Annotated in this window: 12 protein-coding genes; all 12 read left to right on the forward strand. The window is 27.1% G+C overall.

Going from position 1 to position 20,344, the window contains the following annotated elements; translation table 11 throughout:
* Window positions 1-32 precede the first annotated feature (32 nt).
* The 12 genes from OW763_RS09130 (at window position 33) to OW763_RS09185 (ending at window position 20,300) form a co-directional block, all read left to right on the forward strand.
* Window positions 33-3,005: an Ig-like domain-containing domain gene (locus OW763_RS09130; protein ID WP_268040802.1), complete on the forward strand. Its 2,973-nt coding sequence runs from the start codon at window positions 33-35 to the stop codon at window positions 3,003-3,005.
* A gap of 527 nt (window positions 3,006-3,532) precedes the next feature.
* On the forward strand, window positions 3,533-5,326 hold the full coding sequence (locus tag OW763_RS09135) for an O-antigen ligase family protein (RefSeq protein WP_268040803.1): 1,794 nt from the start codon (window positions 3,533-3,535) through the stop codon (window positions 5,324-5,326).
* Between the two features lie 521 nt (window positions 5,327-5,847).
* The gene (rfbA, locus tag OW763_RS09140; protein ID WP_268040804.1) at window positions 5,848-6,753 is read left to right on the forward strand and encodes a glucose-1-phosphate thymidylyltransferase RfbA; all 906 of its coding nucleotides are present in this window, start codon (window positions 5,848-5,850) and stop codon (window positions 6,751-6,753) included.
* Between the two features lie 16 nt (window positions 6,754-6,769).
* Window positions 6,770-7,675: a dTDP-4-dehydrorhamnose reductase gene (gene rfbD / locus OW763_RS09145; protein ID WP_268040805.1), complete on the forward strand. Its 906-nt coding sequence runs from the start codon at window positions 6,770-6,772 to the stop codon at window positions 7,673-7,675.
* A 58-nt stretch (window positions 7,676-7,733) separates the two neighbouring features.
* A complete protein-coding gene (rfbB, locus tag OW763_RS09150; RefSeq protein WP_268040806.1) occupies window positions 7,734-8,789 on the forward strand; it encodes a dTDP-glucose 4,6-dehydratase in 1,056 nt (351 codons plus the stop codon).
* A 15-nt stretch (window positions 8,790-8,804) separates the two neighbouring features.
* A complete protein-coding gene (gene rfbC / locus OW763_RS09155; protein ID WP_268040807.1) occupies window positions 8,805-9,368 on the forward strand; it encodes a dTDP-4-dehydrorhamnose 3,5-epimerase in 564 nt (187 codons plus the stop codon).
* A gap of 151 nt (window positions 9,369-9,519) precedes the next feature.
* Window positions 9,520-11,568, forward strand: coding sequence for a hypothetical protein (locus tag OW763_RS09160; protein WP_268040808.1), 2,049 nt, complete (start codon window positions 9,520-9,522; stop codon window positions 11,566-11,568).
* Window positions 11,569-11,763: 195 nt separating this feature from the next.
* A complete protein-coding gene (locus tag OW763_RS09165; RefSeq protein ID WP_268040809.1) occupies window positions 11,764-12,567 on the forward strand; it encodes an ABC transporter permease in 804 nt (267 codons plus the stop codon).
* A gap of 12 nt (window positions 12,568-12,579) precedes the next feature.
* The gene (locus OW763_RS09170) at window positions 12,580-13,839 is read left to right on the forward strand and encodes an ABC transporter ATP-binding protein (RefSeq protein WP_268040810.1); all 1,260 of its coding nucleotides are present in this window, start codon (window positions 12,580-12,582) and stop codon (window positions 13,837-13,839) included.
* Between the two features lie 26 nt (window positions 13,840-13,865).
* Entirely contained in the window at window positions 13,866-15,551 is a 1,686-nt protein-coding gene (locus OW763_RS09175; RefSeq protein ID WP_268040811.1) for a class I SAM-dependent methyltransferase, read from the forward strand.
* 18 nt (window positions 15,552-15,569) lie between these two features.
* Complete coding sequence (locus OW763_RS09180) at window positions 15,570-18,683, forward strand: HAD-IA family hydrolase (protein ID WP_268040812.1); 3,114 nt, start codon at window positions 15,570-15,572, stop codon at window positions 18,681-18,683.
* A 63-nt stretch (window positions 18,684-18,746) separates the two neighbouring features.
* Window positions 18,747-20,300 carry a glucosyltransferase domain-containing protein gene (locus tag OW763_RS09185; RefSeq protein WP_268040813.1) on the forward strand — a complete coding sequence of 518 codons (1,554 nt, stop codon included), beginning with the start codon at window positions 18,747-18,749 and terminating at the stop codon, window positions 20,298-20,300.
* The last annotated feature ends 44 nt before the right edge of the window (window positions 20,301-20,344 follow it).

Consider the following 20,344-nt stretch of genomic DNA (forward strand, 5'->3'; position numbering starts at 1 on the left):
TTAACATAAAAGTATGAGGAGGTAACACTATTATGGCAAAACAAAGAAAAGTTGTTAATGTTCTTTCAAAGGCAGCATTAGCAGGAATGGTTGCATCAGCAATGTTAACATCTCAAGCTTTCGCAGCAGTAGATGCTTACACAGTAAAAGTTGGTGAAAATGTATACGAATATAGTAAATCAGAATTAGTACAATCTTTCTTAGACAACAGCGAAGGATTAGAAGCTCCATTATATGAAGATTTCTCAGCTAAATTAGCTGAAGGAAAAGGAGTTCATTCATACCACGATGATAAAAATGGATATGTAAGCTTTGCTTCAGTTTCAGATGCATTCATGAACGCTGAAGGTGCATTCGATATGAACGCATTTACAGAATCAGAAGATGCTGGAGTTGTAGAAGTTCCAACAGTTAAAAAAGCTGTTGTTAAAGACGGAGAAGTTGCATACAACGAAGAAGGTCAAGAAACTGAAACTGGTGATTTAGTAGTTAAAGAAGTAGAAGCTTTAAATGCTGCTCAAATCAAAGTTACTTTCAACAAAGTTTTAACTGGAGATGCTAAAGACGAAGCAACAGATGAAGAAAACTATACAGTAGAAGATGCTGATGAAGATGAAATAGATGATTTAATAAAATCAGCTGATCTTGAAGAAGATGGTAAAACAGTGATTTTAACAGTAGATCACAGTAAAGTTGGCGATGATGATGGAGATTATGAAAACCAAGCTAAATATAAATTAAAAGTTGACGAAAATGTTACTGGTACAGAAACAACAAAAGATTTTGAAGTTAAAGATTTTAATATGCCAGAAGTTGAATCAGTAGATGTTGTTGGTATAAAAACTATAAAACTTAAATTAACTGAGCCAGTAGTTGCTGAAAAAAATGAAGAATTAAAAGATGCTTTTGAAGTTAATGATGGAGACTATTCAATAGAAGAAGTTAAATCTATTAATAATGGTAAAGAATTAAATATCGTTCTTTACAGTGAGTTAAAAGATGGTGAAGATTTAACTGTTGATATTAAATCAGGAGCAGAAGATTTTGCTGGATATAGCTTGAAGAAAGACACATTTAAAACAAAAGTAAATATCAATAAAGATGCTTTAAAAATAGTTGAATACAAAAAAGCTAAAGATGATGAAATAACTTTAGTATTCAACAAAGATGTTAGATTCCATGAATTCGAAGATGAAACTAAGATAGCTATGGATAAGAATGATGTTAAAAAGAAATATGATAGCGAAGATGGTTTCGAATATGTAGACGAAGATGATGATGTAATCAAAGGATTCTATCATTCATCAGCTAAAAACAAAGCAGAAGCTATTGAAATAGATGGTAATGAAGTAACATTACACTTTGGAACAGATTATTTATTACCAGAAACTGCATATGTATTTGTAGAATCTGATGTATTAGAAGACTTATGGGAAAAGACTAATGATGATTTAAATATTAAAGCTGAAATAACTAAAGACCAAGTTAGACCAGAAGTTAAAAAGATTGAGCAAGATGCAGATTTAACAGATCCAAACAAGAAAGTAGTAATAACTTTCACAGAAGATTTAGATAGAGAATCAGCAGAAAAGGAAGAAAACTACAAAGTTACAGATCCAGATGGTAAAAATATTAGAGTTTCTCATGCTGATTTAACTGATGATGATGAAGTTACTTTAACTTTAGCAAAAGAATTAGAAGATGGAACTAAGTATGAATTAAAAATAGAAGATGTTGAAGATAAAGCTGAAAATAACATAAAAGATTACACTACTAAATTTACAGCACATGAAAATGAATCTATTAACGAGGTAACAGCTAGATTCTATAATCCAAGTGAAAGTGATCAAAAGATAGTTGTAGATTTTGATACTGAAATGTTATCAGATAAAAGTAGATATGCTATAAACAATCTTGAAAACTATGATTTATCAATAAGTGATGAAAATGATAAACTTATAAAGAAAATTAACTTATCTGATTATGATGATGCTAGTGTAAAAGCAGTAGAAGATGCTCATAAAGCAGAAATCAAACTTCCTGGAAATAAGGCAGATAATGATGATAGATTTGATTTCAAAGGAAAGAAACTTAAACTATCAATAAGTAAATTAGAAGATGTTAATGAAAACAGAACAAGCGTTATTGATACAGATGTTGCTGGAAAAACAACTGTTGGACTAGATGATGATAATCCATCAGCTACAGACTTAGAAACTATAAAAATCGTATTAGAAGATAAGATTGACTTTGAAAAAGCTGATATAGTACTTAAATATGGTAATAAGGTAGATAACAAATTTGTAGCTGCAAGCGATAGTGCAATAATAACACCAGCATCTAAGAGAGTTGATAATGAAAATGGTAAAACAACAATAACTTACACATTAGATGAAGATGATCAATTATTATTTAATGGAAACATCAAAAAAGGTGACGAAGAATATGTAGTTGCAGTTACAACTATAGAAACACCAAAATCAGAAAACAACTATGGTGATACTTTAGAAGGAAGTCAAGCTTGGATAGTTGAAGATGAAATAAATCCAGCATTAGCTATATTAAAAGAAGATAGCAATGATAATTCAACAACAACAGTTGCAATGGGTATTGAATTAGATGATAGAGATGATTATGAAGATGCAGTAATGGTAACTGATTTCCATAAAGATGGAAACACTAGAACTGCAGCTGTAGTATTAAAATTTGAAGAAGCAATGTCAAGTGCTAATATCAATAACCTTACATTTGATACTGATGATAGTGATGTAGATGTAGTAGCTGCTAAACTTTTAGATAGCAAAACTGTTATATTAAAACTTGATGCAACTAGTGCAGATGAAGATGATTTTGATTCAATAGATGATTTTGTATCATTATCAATCAGAACAGGTTCTAATGAAGTATTCGATGAAGAAGGTAACGGTACTACAATTGATACAGAAGTAGAATTGAAAAATGAAGATAATGCTGCTTGGAAACTTACTACTGTTTTTGATAAATAGTAATAATTAAATTAATAAAGTAAAGAAGGATATTTCTTGTATCCTTCCTTGCTTTGATATAAATGAGCGGATTTAATAGAAATATATTTTCATATCTAATAAAAATCAAATCAAAATGCTGCAGTCCTATCTTGCAGTGAAAAATTCAATAGCATATCAAAAAAGTTAATAACATATCTTTAAAACTAAAAACCAATGAGTGTTTTCACTCTTTGGTTTTTAGTTTTATTCTATAGGAAATTATGAAATTTTATAATTTCTAACTTTAAGTATCCTAATAAAAGTATATATTGCGTAAAAGGCATTTGAACAAACTTTCTTAGTGAAGTGAAACGTCTTTATAGCAATATATACTTTTGTTCTTTTATTCATTTATATTTAACAAATTCAATATATTTACATGGTATAATATCTATGATAAAGTAAATATAGATAACCTAGTTCAAAACTGAACTTAATTATCAGATAAAAGATTAGAGAGAAAAGAGAAGAGATAATGAGTTAGTATTAAATGAGGAGGAAATATTATGGATATACAAGAAAATAACCAAAAGTGGTATAGTGTTTTACCACTGGCATTTTTGGTTTCAATAGTACCTTTGATTGTTTATTTAAAAGTAGTTAAGCTTCAAGGTGCAGCAAAGGTTTATTGGAAAGGACCTAGTAAAAGTGCAGACTTATTTTCATATTATAAAATGGAGACAATACTTATATTATCATCAATAGCTTTACTTATAATGATAATAAAGCTTTTTAAAAAGGAAATTGAATTTAAGAAGAATATAATATACATACCTATGGGGATATATGGATTTTTTATTGTTTTATCAACAATACTTTCTGAGTATAAGTCTATATCTGTTTTGGGATTTGTAGAAAGATATGAAGGTATGTTAATTCTTTTAGCGTACATATGTATAATGATAGCAGCTATAAACGTTTTAAATACAAAAAAACAGTATAAGGTTATTACTATTGCACTTTTGTGCTCAGCTATATTTATAGGAATAATTGGAGTGCTTCAGTATTTTGGAAATGATCCTTTTAAAACGGATTTTGTTAAAAAGTTGATACTTCCATCAAAATACGAAAATGCAAAGATGAACTTTTATTTAGGTGAAAACGTAATATATGCTACAATGTATCACTATAACTATGTAGGAAGCTATATGGCTATGTTGTTTCCTTTTACTATGACACTATCCTTGCTTATAAAGGATAAAAAATATAAAATACCTATGATAATAGTTACAGCATTGATGTTTATAAATTGGATTGGATGTAACTCACGTGCTGGAGTAATAGGAGGAGTATTTGCATTAGTGATGATGATTATACTTCTTAGAAAAGTTCTAATAAAAAATTGGAAAATAGTACTAGGTTCACTGGCTGTAGTAGTTATTATAATATTTGGAATGAATAAAGCCTCTGATGGAAGGCTTGTATCAAGATTATCAAGTATAGTTAGTGATGCGGGAGATTTAAGTAAAGCAAAAGGATCTTATTTAAAAGATGTTGAGATTAAAGATGGAAAAGTATATGTATACACATCTAAAGAAAGATTAAGCTTTAATCTTGTAAATGAAAAAATAGAGTTTAAAGATGAAAATGATAAAAAGATAGATACAAAGATAACTTCAAATGGTAAATTAGTATTTAATGACGATAGGTACAAAGAGTATGTTGGACAAGTAGGAAAAACTTATACATCATCAGGAGAGGAAACAGTGTTAACTTTAATAAAAGCACATACACATTTAAAGTTTGCGCTAAAGGATAATGAAGCTAAGTTTATAAATCATAAAAAACAAGAAGTTGACTTGAAAAAGGTTGAAAAATTTGGTTTTGAAGGTAAAGAAAAGATAGGTTCTGCAAGAGGATATATATGGTCCCGTTCTATACCTTTATTGAAGAAAACAATGTTTATAGGAAATGGACCAGATACTTTTGCTATATTTTTTCCACAGGATGATTACGTAGGAAAAGTAATAGCTTATGGAACAGATAATATGCTTGTAGATAAGGCTCATAGCTTATATCTTCAAACAGGAATAAATACAGGAGTTATATCTCTAATAGCACTCCTTGCAATGTTTTTAATATACTTTGTATCAAGTATAAAAACTTATTTTAAAAACGAATTTAATGATTTTTATTCTGTTTTAGGTTTAGCTGTTTTTCTAGCTTGCTGCGGTTATATAGTAGCTGGAATATTTAATGACAGCGTAGTATCTGTTGCACCAGTATTTTGGGTGTTGCTTGGTATGGGGATAAGTATTAATTTGAAGTTAAAAAAACAGAGAAGCGGTAGAATAGAGTAAAGATAAGAGAGAAAAGATAAAAGATATTGTTGATTTTGGGGGAGAATTTGAAATCAATAATATCTTTTCTTTTTTACTCTGATTTTTTATTTAAAGTGTCGGGGGAATGCCATTCTTAAACATGACAAGATATAAGAAAAATCATCATAATATATATAAATAAAGAACAACAAGGTTATTATGAAATATAATAACTTAACTGGTTTATATTACATAGCTTAAAAGGGTCAAAAAAAGGGGTTTTCAAATTAAGAAAGAGAAAAGGAAAACGATATATATAGTAGGGAGATTTTTATACAAAGTTAGATAATGATAGACAACAATATAATAATATGAAGCGATAATTATGTAATAATTTATTGAAATACCAAAAACAGAAAGGTATAATAAAATAGGAATGATGTGGAATATAGTATTAAAATACATTATGTTAAAAATGATGTTTAATAAACTATAACTTAAATAGATTAAGTGAAGCTGTAATTACTACAATAATAAGAGCAATATAAGGAGAAGATGATATGAAAGGAATAATATTAGCAGGGGGATCAGGTACAAGGTTATATCCAATAACTAAATCAATATCAAAACAGGCATTGCCTATATATGATAAGCCAATGATATATTATCCAATGTCAGTACTTATGCTTGCTGGTATAAAAGAGATTCTTATTATTTCAACTCCTAGAGATACAAATACTTTTAAAGAAATGTTTGAAGATGGAAGTTATTTAGGATTAAAAATAGAATATGCGGTTCAAGAAGAACCTAGAGGGCTTGCAGATGCATTTATAGTAGGAGAAAAATTTATAGGAAATGATAAAGTAGCCTTAGTTTTAGGTGACAACATATTCTACGGATATGGTTTTAGTGAAAGACTTCAAAGAGCTGTTTCAAGAGAAGAAGGAGCTACAATTTTCGGTTATCATGTTAGTAATCCGAAATCCTTTGGAGTAGTTGAGTTTGATAAGGATAAAAATGTAGTATCTATAGAAGAAAAACCTGAGAATCCAAAATCTAATTATGCTGTACCAGGTTTATATTTCTATGATAATGATGTTGTTCAAATAGCTAAAAATGTAAAGCTATCAGATAGAGGAGAAATTGAAATAACTTCTGTTAATAATGAATATTTAAGAAGAAAAAAGCTTAAGGTTGAGCTTTTTGGTAGAGGAATGGCATGGCTTGATACAGGAACTCATAGCGGATTACTGAATGCTGCAAACTTTGTAGAAGCTATTCAAACAAGACAGGGACTTTTCATAGCTTGCCTAGAAGAAATAGCTTATAGAAAGGGATACATAGATAGAGAACAATTGGTTGAATTAGCAGAGCCTTTAAAGAAAACAGAGTATGGTAAGTATCTTTTAAGAATAGCTAGTAGTAGAGAAAGAGAAATTGCAATAGACGAGGTTGCAATTACGTAATAGAAAGGAAATTCTTATGAGAATATTAGTAGCGGGTGCTAAAGGACAGCTAGGAAGTCAAATTATAAATATATTAAAAGAAGGAAAAAGCGAACTTGGAGATATTGATCCTATATATGAATCATCAAATATACTGAGAATAGATATAGATAATTTAGATATAACGTCTATAGCAGATGTACAAGCTTTTATGGAAAAGGAAAAGCCAGATATAGTTATAAATCCAGCAGCATATACAAATGTTGATGGATGTGAAGAAAATAAAGAAGATGCATTTAAAGTAAATGCATTGGGAGCAAGAAATTTAGCAAAAGCTTGTAAAAAAATAGGAGCTAAGCTTATACATATTTCAACTGATTATGTTTTTGAAGGAGAAGGAACGATACCATATTGTGAGTATGATGTTCCGAGTCCAGTTAGTGTATATGGAAAAACAAAATTATTAGGAGAAAGATATGTTCAGCAGTTTTGCAGCAAATATTTTATAGTAAGAACTGCATGGCTATACGGATATAATGGAAAGAACTTTGTAAAAACAATAATGAAAGCTGCAAAAGAAAAAGGTCATTTAGATGTAGTAAATGATCAAAGAGGTAATCCAACTAATGCTGAGGATTTAGCACATCATATATTAAAAGTTGCTCTTACAGAAGAATATGGAATATATCACTGTACAGGAAAAGGAGAGTGTAGCTGGTATGATTTTGCATGCAAAATAGTAGAATTTGCAGATATAGATTGTACAGTTTCTCCAGTAACATCAGAACAGTACAAAAGAGTAGCTAAAAGACCATCTTTTTCTTCACTTGATAATATGATGCTTAGATGTACAGTTGGAGATGAAATGAGAGAATGGGAAGAAGCTTTAAAGGTGTTTATAAGAGAATATAACCCCAATTTTAATAAATATAAGGAGCTATGAATGGCTGAAGAATCAGCAGTAGAAAAACTATAATTATTAAAAAAATGGAGGGAAACACATGAAAACTTATTTGGTTACAGGTGGAGCAGGATTCATTGGTTCAAATTTTATTATATATATGTTAAATAAGTATGATGATATAAAAATTATAAATGTTGATAAGTTAACGTATGCTGGAAATTTAGAAAATTTAAGAAGTGTACAAAATAATCTAAATTATAAATTTGTACAAGCTGATATATGCGATAAGGAATCAATAACTAAATTGTTTGAAGAAAATGATATAGATTATGTAGTTAATTTTGCAGCTGAATCTCATGTGGATAGAAGTATAAGAGAGCCAGAGGTGTTTGTAAAGACTAATGTACTTGGTACAGTAAATCTTTTAAATGCAGCTAAAAATGTATGGGAAACAGAAGACGGGTTTAAAGAAGGTAAAAAATATCTTCAAGTTTCAACAGATGAAGTATATGGTTCATTAGGAGAAACAGGATATTTTATGGAAACTACATCAATAGATCCTCACAGTCCTTATTCTTCAAGTAAGGCTAGTGCTGATTTAATGGTCAAGGCATATTATGATACATATAAAATGCCTGTTAATATAACTAGATGTTCAAACAATTATGGGTCATATCAATTTCCAGAAAAATTGATACCTCTTATAATAAATAACTGTTTAAATAAAAAAGTATTACCTGTTTATGGTGATGGTTTGAATGTTCGTGATTGGCTTTATGTAGAAGATCACTGTAAAGCGATAGATATGGTAATTAATAATGGAAGGCTAGGGGAAGTTTATAATATAGGGGGACATAATGAAAGAACAAATATACACATTGTTAAAACAATAATTAAATATTTAAGTGAAAATGTAGATAATACAATAAAAGAAGAATTTATTAAATATGTAGAAGATAGAAAAGGACATGACAGAAGATATGGAATTGATCCAACAAAGATAAAAGAAGAATTAGGATGGGAGCCTGAAACTACTTTTGAAGCAGGCATAGAGAAAACAATACAATGGTACTTGGAAAATAAAGAGTGGATGGATAATATAAATAGTGGAGAATACCAAAACTACTATAATAAAATGTATCAAACTAAGTAGAGAGGAAGAATTGATTTGGGTAAATTCAAATTTATCAAAACGCCTATAGATGGCTTGTATGTAATAGAGCCTAATGTTTTTGGAGATAACAGAGGTTATTTTATGGAAACTTATAATTATAATGATTTTAAAGAAGTAGGTCTTGATATGGTATTTGTTCAAGATAATCAATCAAAGTCTAAAAAAGGAGTACTTAGAGGACTTCATTTTCAAAAGAAACATCCACAAGGTAAATTGGTTAGAGTTATAAGCGGAGAAGTTTTTGATGTAGTGGTGGATTTGAGAAAAGGTTCTGAAACTTATGGTGAATGGTATGGAGTTATTTTAAGTGCAGAAAACAAAAAACAGTTCTATATACCAGAAGGTTTTGCCCATGGATTTTTAGTTTTATCTGATGAAGCTGAGTTTACATATAAGTGTACGGAGTTTTATCATCCTGAGGATGAAGGTGGGATTAGATGGGATGATGATGAGATTGGGATTGAGTGGCCGGTAGACGGGAATGAAAAATTGATTTTTTCTAAAAAAGACAAGAAGTGGAAAGTGTTAAAAGAACAGAAAATTGAGTTTGAGATTTAGAATTAGATTGAAATTAACATTTTAAATAAAAAAATAAGTTTCAATCTAAACAAAACACGAATTCTATCATAAAAAGTATATTGGTGATTTATGGGAAAAAGGCTTATTTCTCCAAAAGTAATTGCCAATAACATGAGGTAGGAGATGAATAATGGATTACAAGAAAGAAATAGAAAAGTTGAAGCAATATATAGATGATTCAGAAATAGTGTCATTTGATATTTTTGATACATTATTATTAAGAAATGTTGTTAAGCCATCAGATATATTTAAAGTTGTTGAAATAAAATATTTTAATAAATATAAAGAGAAAATTAACTTTTTTAAAATAAGAATATCTTCAGAAAATATTGCAAGAAAAAGAAGTGAATATGAAGACGTATCATTAGATGATATATATGAAAATATAGAAGAGAAGCTAGGAGATATTGCTAATCATTTAAAAAAATTAGAAATAGAATGCGAAAAAAATTTTTTAATTCCAAATAGTTGTATGCAAGATGTATATAACTATGCTAAACAAAAGAATAAAAAAGTTATTATGATTAGTGATATGTACTTATCTAAGACTATCGTTAAAGAATTATTACAATTAAATGGATATACAGAATATGATGGCTTATATATTTCATCAGAAGTTAAGAAAACTAAAGCTACAAGAAGTTTATATTCATATATTAGAGAAGAAATGAACATAAGTAAAAATGCTAAATGGATTCATATAGGCGATAATTACCAATCAGATATTATAAATGCACAAAAAGAGGGTATAAAAGGAATTTATTATAAAAAACTTATAGAAAGAGAAAATATTCCTAAAATTAATAATTTATCTGATTCTATAATATATTCTGTACAAATAAATACAAAATATTATAAAAATGATTACAATTATTGGGATTTGTTTGGTGTACAATATGTTTCTTCAATTTATATAGGTTTAATGTTTGATTTACTAAAATGGCTTAAAGATAAAGATAATATTTATTTCTTGGCAAGAGATGGATATGTACCTTTTAAGTTATATAATAAACTTAAAAAGCATTACCCTAATTTACCATTAGGGAAGTATTTATATGCATCTAGACGTGCTTATATATATCCTAGCTTAATAGATAAAAAAGATGAAGCTATAGATATCCTTACTATATATAATTCGGGTTTTAATCAGAAATTAAATATTAAGGAAATATTTAATAATTTAGGGTTGGATAGTAATAACTACTTAGATATTCTAGGTAAATATTGTTTAAATAATTTAGAAGAAAGAATAACAGATAAAAATATATATAGAGTAAAAAAAATGTTAGAAGAAATATGGAGTGATATAAATAGGATATTAAAAAAAGAGAAGGATATTTTAATAAAATATTTAAACCAAGAGGGTGTAATGGATTATAATACAGTGAATATTTTTGATATAGGTTGGGCTGGTTCAACACATAAAGCTATTGTTAACTTAATAAATAAAAATGTTAATGGATATTATTTTGGGACAATAGAGTCAATAGATAAACAAATAAAAGACAAAGCTTTTGGATATGCATTTAATAATGGACATCCTATGAAAAATAGAAATTTTATTATAGACAATGCAATGATATATGAATTCATCTTTACAGCACCTGAAGGATCTTTAAAAACGTTTAAGCATAATAAATATGGCGCTGTAATTCCTGATTTAGTTGATATACAAAATCAAAGTGTATATAGCTGCATAGAAAAAGTTCAAGATGGTGCATATGATGTATTTGAAAAAATATTAAAGTACATAGAGTATTTGGAAATGGAAAGTCCGTCTAAAGAATTCATATTGCATGGTATGGAGAATTTTATAAATAAAAAAAATGTATTAGATATGATGCAGTTTGAAAAAATATACAATTCAGTAAGCATTGGAGAATCAAAAGATGTAAAACCATATGTTATTAGATTAGATTATAACGAATATTTGAATAATAGGAATTACTATAAACGAAAATCATTATTTAATCTTTGGAGAGGAGCTATTCTTATAGAGGATAATCAAGGAAGATTATTTAATATGGATGAATTTGATAAACTAAGTGGTTTATCAATTATGTATGAAGTAAAGATAAAGCTAAGCACATTAGTTAATATGTGTAAAAAAGCTATAAAAGACCCTCAGAAGGCAATAAAAAAAATATTTAATCTAATAAAGTATATATTTATTAGATAGTATAATAAATATATTTGATTATTAATTACATAAGTTTTGTATAAATAAAATTTCAATAGCTTCTATATTATGGTTTCTAAAAAATAAATAATGGATAATAACAAGTATTGAAGTATAATTTTATTATTATAAAAAATTAAGAAGGATAGGCAATTTAAAAGGTTTCGATGTTATCAAAATTTTTGGAGGTATTTTATGTTTTTAAGTTTTTTTCAATTTTTGAAAGATTTGATTAAAGATAGAGAATTTTTATTAAGATTATCAGTAAATGATTTTAAAGCGAAGTATGCAGGTTCTATATTTGGAATCTTATGGGCGTTCATTCAGCCTTTAGTTACAATTTTAGTGTTTTGGTTTGTTTTTGAGATGGGATTTAAGTCAGCGCCAGTTGATAATTTTTCATTTATTTTATGGTTTATACCTGCATATATTCCTTGGATATTTTTTAATGACATTCTTATATCCTCAGCCAATTGTTTATATGAATATAATTATTTGGTAAAAAAAGTAAAGTTTAGAGTGAGCATTTTACCAATCATGAAAATAGTTTCGGCTTTTTTTGTACATATATTTTTCATATTATTTATATATTTTATATTTTTAATTTATGGATATAAAGTAGATATATTCTTTTTTCAAGCATTTTATTATTCTTTTGCTCTTATTGTATTTTCAATGGGATTATCATGGGCAATATCAGCTCTTTCTGTATTTTTTAAAGATATGGGGCAATTGATATCGATGTTTTTACAGATTGGTTTTTGGGCAACACCTATTTTTTGGAATGTAGATAAGATGGAACCGTCGGTGGCACAAATATTAAAAATAAATCCTATGTATTATATTATCAGGGGTTATAGGGATAGTTTTATTTATAAAATACCATTTTGGCACAGAATAAGTACATCAATTTATTTTTGGATATTAACAGCTACTTTATTTATTGTAGGAGCATTGATTTTCAAAAAGTTAAGACCGCATTTAGCAGATGGATTGTAAGGAGTGTAAAAAGTGATTGTAATAAATGTAGAACATGTAAAAAAAATATATCCTTTATATAAAAATAAAAAAGATAGGTTGAAAGAGGCGTTTTCTATATCAGGAAAGAAATATCATAAAGATTTTTATGCTTTAAATGATGTAAGTTTTAAAGTGAAAAAAGGTGAGTGCGTTGGAATTATTGGTTTAAATGGTTCTGGAAAGTCTACAATTTTAAAAATTTTGTCGGGAGTATCAACTCAAACAGAAGGAAAAATAGAGGCAGTTGGAACAGTTTCAGCGTTGCTTGAACTAGGAGCAGGATTTAATCCAGAATATACAGGACTTGAAAATATATATTTTAATACAATGATAATGGGATTTTCAAAAAAAGAAACTGATGAAAAATTACAAGATATATTAGATTTTGCTGATATTGGAGATTTTATAAATCAACCTGTAAAAATATATTCATCAGGAATGTTTGTAAGATTAGCATTTGCAATAGCAATAAATGTACATCCAGATATTCTAATTATAGATGAAGCTTTAAGTGTTGGAGATGTGTTTTTTCAACAAAAGTGTTATAAAAAAATGAAAGAGCTAGCTGGAAAATCTACTGTATTGATTGTATCTCATGATTTGAATGCGTTGACAAAATTTTGTAAGCGAATTATTGTTATGAATAAAGGAAATATAGAATTTGATGGTGAACCTAATGAAGCAATCACTGAATATTTTAGAATCAAACAAGGAAGAATAAATGATGGTATAGCATTAACTTATAGTAAAGAAGATGAAATACTTAATTTAAAAGACTATAAGAGTCCAAAAGAAGATAAATATAGTGGTAATATGGATGTAATTATTGAAAAATACTTTTATTCCATCAATGGAGAACCTTTTTCAGAAAATTGTAAAAAAGATGATGAAATTAATATTTCAATTATAGTAAATTCAAATAAAAATATAGACAACTTAATTGTAGGTTATCAAGTAAGAGATAAATACGGTAATGAAATTTTTGGACAAACATCATTAACATCAGAAGTAGAACAAGTTCCTTTAAAGGAAGGTAAAAATATTATATCCTTTAAAGTCATATGGCCAGAGATTAGAGAAGGAAATTATTTTATTACTTTAGGTATTGGAGAAGGCATAGAAGTCTTAAATCAAACAGAACAGTGTTGGATAAATAATGCAATACATTTAGTAGCAAGTACAATGGGAAAAACAATATTTGGTGTCTTTAATAATTCTATGCAGGAATATACAGTAGAAACATTAAAGTAAATGAATAATAAGGAAGGTAATATAAAATGGAAGAGTGGATATATCATAATCCCAAGTTTGAATGTGATAAAGTAAATTATGAATTGTTAAGATATTCGCCTTGGTCTGGACATAGAAATTTTGCATATGATTTTGTTAGCTTTTTCAAGCCAGAAACTATTGTTGAATTGGGAAGTCATTATGGATGTTCAGCTTTTGCTTTTACTCAATCAATTAAGGATTTTAATTTAAAAACTCATTTTTATGCCGTTGATACATGGGCAGGAGATGATTTTACTAGAAATGACTACGAAAATGATGTATACTCTGTTTTTAAAGAAACCGCAGACAAATTTTACGCTAATCAAAACATTAATATGTTAAGAATGACATTTGATAAAGCTCTTTTGAGTTTTGAGGATATGTCAATTGATGTACTTCATATAGATGGTTCTCATCATTATGATGATGTTAAACATGATTTTTATAACTGGTTACCGAAGTTAAAAAGTGATGGTATAATTCTTTTACATGATATAAGCGAAGATATTGTCTTGGGTGATATCATGGGTTCAAATAAATTTTGGGATGAGATATCTAAAGAGTTTAAAAATACAATAAGGTTCGATTTTAGTTGGGGTTTGGGAGCAATATTTCTTGCAGAAGAAAAGTATATGAGTGCTATAAGTAAAATTGATTTAGAAAAATATCAAAGACATAATAACGCTTTGTCTGTGGAATATAGAGAGGAATTAAGAAAAAATTATTTTGCTTTAAAAGATAACATAGTACATATCAACAGTTTATATGAGCAATTAAAAATTAAAGATTATCATTTAAATAAATATAAGGATGATACTCTTGGTAAGAGCAAATATATAGAAAAATTACAAAAACAAGTTGTAGAAAAAGATAAAGTTTTAAATGAGTATAATGAAAATACTCAAGGAAAAGACAAATATATAGAAAAATTACAAAAACAAGTTGTAGAAAAAGATAAAGTTTTAAATGAGTATAATGAAAATACTCAAGGAAAAGACAAATATATAGAAGAATTAGAAAAACAAGTTGTAGAAAAAGATAAAGTTTTAAATGAGTATAATGAAAATACTCAAGGAAAAGACAAATATATAGAAAAATTAGAAAAACAAGTTGTAGAAAGAGATAAAGCTTTAAATGAGTATAATGAAAATACTCAAGGAAAAGACAAATATATAGAAAAATTAGAAAAACAAGTTGTAGAAAGAGATAAAGTTTTAAATGAGTATAATGAAAATACTCAAGGAAAAGACAAATATATAGAAGAATTAGAAAAGGAAGCTGTAGAAAGAGATAAAGTATTAAATGAGTATAATGAAAATGTTCAAGGAAAGGACAGATACATAGAAGAATTAGAAAAGGAAGCTGTAGAAAGAGATAAAGCATTAAATGAGTATAATGAAAATGTTGAAAGAAAAGAAAGATATATGGAAGAATTAGAAAAGCAAGTTAAGGAAAGAGATAAAGCTTTAAATGGGTATAATGAAAATGTTCAAGGCAAAGACGAATATATAGAAGAATTAGAAAAGAAAGTTATAGAAAGAGAGAAAGTTTTAAATAAGTATAACGAAAGCATTCAAAAAAGAGAGATATATATAGAAAATTTAGAAAAACAAGTTAAGGAAAAAGAAAAGTATATTTATGAAATAGAAGAAAAAATTAGAAAAAGCTTTTTTGGAAAATTTATAAAATAATTAGGAGTGTGGAATTTAGTGAATGATGCATTGATCTCTATTATAATACCTGTTTATAACACAGAGAAATATTTAAAACGTTGTTTAGATAGTGTTACAAAGCAAAGCTATAAAAATGTTGAAATTATTGTCGTAAATGATTGCTCACCAGGAAATGCAGAAGAAATTGTAGGTGAGTATATGGAACAAGATAAGAGGATAAAATATGTTACTTATGAAAAAAATAAAGGATTATTTTGTGCAAGATTAAAAGGGGTAGAAGTTGCTACTGGGGATTATATTGCGTTTATTGATAGTGATGATTATGTAACTATAGATTTTTATCACTGCTTAGTAAATAATGCTGTTAAAAATAATTCAGATATTGTAATTGGAAAAACAATTTTTGAGAAAAATGAAAAAGAACGAGAAATTAAAAATTTGCATGATTGTTGCTTTTTATTTGATGAATTAAATGGACAAGAAATAAGGAAGAGTTATTTTAATCAAAAAGGATTATGTTATTCTTGGCATACTATCTGGAATAAAATATATAAAAAAGAATTATGGGATAAATGTATGCCATATTATATAAGAATTACGGAACATTTAATTATGACAGAAGATATTGCTTTTTCAACATTATTATTTTACTTTGCAGATAGGGTTACTACAATTCAAAGTGAAGGTTATTTTTATTGCCAGAATGGAGATGCCTCAACAAATGTAGATAATATAAAAATAGAAAAATTCGAAAAAAATATGAAAGATATAAAAAGAGTATTTGATTTTGTAAATGATTTTTTTGAAGAAGTCAATTCACAAAAATGGATAAAAGATAAATTTATGGAAACTAAAAAGTATTATTCTAGAATGTGGAGAGAATTAGGCGAAAATGTTTTTTTTGGAAATGATAAAAGAAAAGCCAGTAAAATTATGGAGGATTTTCTACCAGGCTATAAAAAACATATTACAGAAGATGATCACTATTTTGAATCTATTAATACAAAATGGAATGGTGGACTGGAATATATAAAAGAACAAATAATAACTGGAGATTATGAATACATTAGCTTTGATATATTTGATACATTAATAACTCGTCCATTTTATAATCCAACAGATTTATTTCTTTTGTTAGATAAAAAATTTGAACAATTATATAAGACTAATATTAGATTTTATAAAATAAGAATTGATGCAGAAGCTATTGCAAGGAAAAAACAAAGTGAATTACATCCTTCTTTTCAAGATGTTAATATTGATGAAATTTATGATCAAATAAGTGAAGTGTATAATATTCCTATAAATATTACAGAGTTGATGAAGGAAGAAGAAAAAAAATTAGAAATACAGTTTTGCTGTCAGCGTAAATCAGTAAAAGAACTTTTTGATGCTGCTTTAATTGCAGGCAAAAAGATAATAATTATTTCGGATATGTATCTTGATGAAGAGACTGTTGTGAAGATATTAAATAAAAATGGGTATTATGAATATGAAAAGCTTTATTTATCTTCTAAATTGAGACTAACAAAAAATAATGGCGCAATATTTAAATCAGTATTACAAGATTTAAATATTGAAGGAAATAAAGTTTTTCACTTGGGCGATACATGGCAAAATGATATTATAAATGCTCAAAAGGTTGGAATGCAAACAATGTTTATACCTAAGGCGGTAGAGGTATTTGAAAATAAAATTTCTAATATAACTACTAATAATTGTGCATATATAGCTAAACTTGCTTGTGGAAGAATACAAAATTCAAAAGAATTTATGAATTCATTGGGATTTCGTTCAATGTTAGCACTTGTTGCAAATAAATATTTTGATAATCCATATAGAAGTTTTAATGAATTTAGTGATTTTAACATTGACCCTTATTTTATGGGATATTATGCAGTAGGAATGCATATGGCTGGTGTTGTAAAATGGATAATAGAAGAATCAAAAGAAAAAACATATGAGAATATTCATTTTATGTCTAGAGATGGATATTTGCCTATGAAAATATATGAGAAATATTATGAAGTATATAAAGATATTCCTGAAGCTAAATATATTTATACATCTAGAAAAGCGCTATTACCAGGAATGATTATGGACAAGCTTGATTTTTATAATTTGCCTATTGAGTTTAGAAATCATACTCCAAAAACAATTTTATTTTTACTTAATTTTTGTTCAAAGGATATTAGTAGCAAAGATATAGAAATAAAATTGAAGGAGAAGGGAATTTTATATAATAAGGTTTTTGAAAAAAAAGATGAGTATAATCATTTTATAAAATATTATATAGAAAACTTATATGATTGTAAAAAGCATGAGGAAGCGTATGATATAGCAAAAGATTATTATTCAATATTAAATAGAAAAAAAGACATTACTTTTGATATGGGATATAGTGGACGAATTCAAGGGGCGGTTTCTAGATTAGCAGGAGAAGGAATAAATGTATATTTTGTACATAGTGATAGTGAGAAATACAATAGTATTAAGAGAAAATATAATTTCAGCATAAAAAGTTTTTATGATTTTACACCAAAAATGACCGGACTAATTAGAGAACATTTACTTTCAGACCCAGGATCTTCTTGCATAGGATTTAATAGAAAAGATGGAATTGTAGTTCCAAAGTTTGAGGATGAAGAAAAAGAATTCCAAGACTTGTTTATAGTTAAACTAATTCAACAAGGAGCACTTGAGTTTACAGAAGATTATATTGAAACTTTTAGAGATTATATGGAATATGTTCCTTTTAAAGGTCAAGAGGTATCTCTTGTATTTGAAGGTATGCTTATTAATGCAAAAGATTTCGATAGAAGAATTTTTAAGGCTTCTTATTTTGAGGATTTAGTTTATGGTGCAAGAGATAAAATAAATATATATGAATTCTTTAAAAATCAAATCCAAGTGGTGCAAGCTGAACAACATACTTCAGATGGAGATAATAGAGAGTGTGGTATGGATTATAGTAGTATGATAGAGAAAATACTATGGGAACGGAATAAAATTATAAAATGTATAGTATATGCAATCTTTGATAGAAAAACATTGAAGGAAAAGGTGAAAGTTAAATTAAAAGATAAACCTATAACATTTAAAGTATGTAAAAAAGGATATGAAATTATTAAAAAAATATTTAAAAGATAAATATTAAGTAGATATTTAAAGGTATAAAATATGATATTAATAAAGTTATAGGAAGTGGGATAAATGATGAAATTTAAAGAATTTATAAAAGAAAAAAATGTATTAGTAGAGGGAAAACAGATATATATAATAAATTATTTACATATTTTTTTATGTTATTTAATTTTAAACTTTTGTATATATGGGCCATTATGCAGAAAACATTATGCTACTGATTCATACAATATGTTTTTTACAAAAGCTAAAGGAGCTTTTATTTGGAACGGGCGTGTAATACCTTATTTTTTTAGTTTGGTTTATAATAAATTCAATGTTAATATAATAGAGATACAGTCAATTACTACTTCTTTGACTATTGTTTGTCTCTCTGTTATAGCAACTTTACTATTTGTTATATTCTATAATAAATTAAAAAATCATAGTTGTATTTCTTTTTTTACTATTTTCTTTGCTTGTATGTTGGCAACAGTGAATTTTATTATATTGGAATGGTTTTTATTTCCAGAAGTTGTTCTGTTCTATACTATGGGAATGTTATTAGCTGTATGGGCAGCAAAAGTATTTGCAGATAGAAAAAAGACTTGTTGGAACTTTTGTGTAGCAAGTATTTATGCATTATCTTCAATGTATATGTATCAAATAAATATAAACATTTTTATGATAGTAGTATGTATTTTAATTGCTATGAATAATGAGTTTAAAACAAACAAAAAGTCTATAAAAGAAACTATTTTGGGTATTTTAGTTGGTTTTTCTGCAGCGGTAGTTTCTCTTATTACAAACCATATTATCAAATTAATACGACCTAATACAAATTTTAGAAAATCTGGTTTCTCACTTACATCAATATACCCCAATGTTATTGAGGTTATAAAGGGACAAAAACCAATATGGTTAAATGGTATGAATTTAATGAAAGCTCCTTGGATGTTATACTTTTTAGTTATAATGTTATTTGTTATATTTTTTGCTTTTTTACAAAAGAGACGTAAAGATAAAGAAGTTAGTATTATATTTCTTATATTTGTGTTAGGAGTTAGTTTTATTGTAATATTTAATCCAAGTTATTTTTTGAGTACTGGTGTTTGGTTAACACCTAGAGTAATTGTAGCATTGCCATACTTTTTAAGTTTATTACCAATCATTGCTCTTTATAGTTATACTGGAAAAGGAGTTAGTAAATATCAATTTATAGTACTGTCAATGGTTATATTACTATTAATCCCTAATATAAGAACTACACAAAATATAATCATAGATCATTTTGCAACTAATAAGATTGACGAAGAATATGCATATTTAATTAGCAAAGAAATATCTGCTTATGAGAAAAGTAACAATATTGAAATTAAATATATTGCTAGAGCAAAGGATAAGAAAGGTGGCTGGAAATATAATGGAATTGATTATATGGCTTATGATGTAAATGTAAGAGGTTTTTACAGAGAATGGTCGGATGTTAATTTAATTAAATTTGTTTCAGGCAGAGATTTTCGAATAAAACATATGAATAATGAAATATATAATAAATACTTTAAAGATAAAGATTGGAATTATTTCAATCCAAATGAACAACTTGTATTTGTTGGTGATACTTTATATTGGTGTAAATATTAATAGAGACAAGCATAAATTGTATTATGTTATCTGAAATATAGGAA

This window comes from Clostridium aestuarii (assembly GCF_026735135.1).
Classification (GTDB): Bacteria; Bacillota; Clostridia; order Clostridiales; family Clostridiaceae; genus Clostridium_H; species Clostridium_H aestuarii.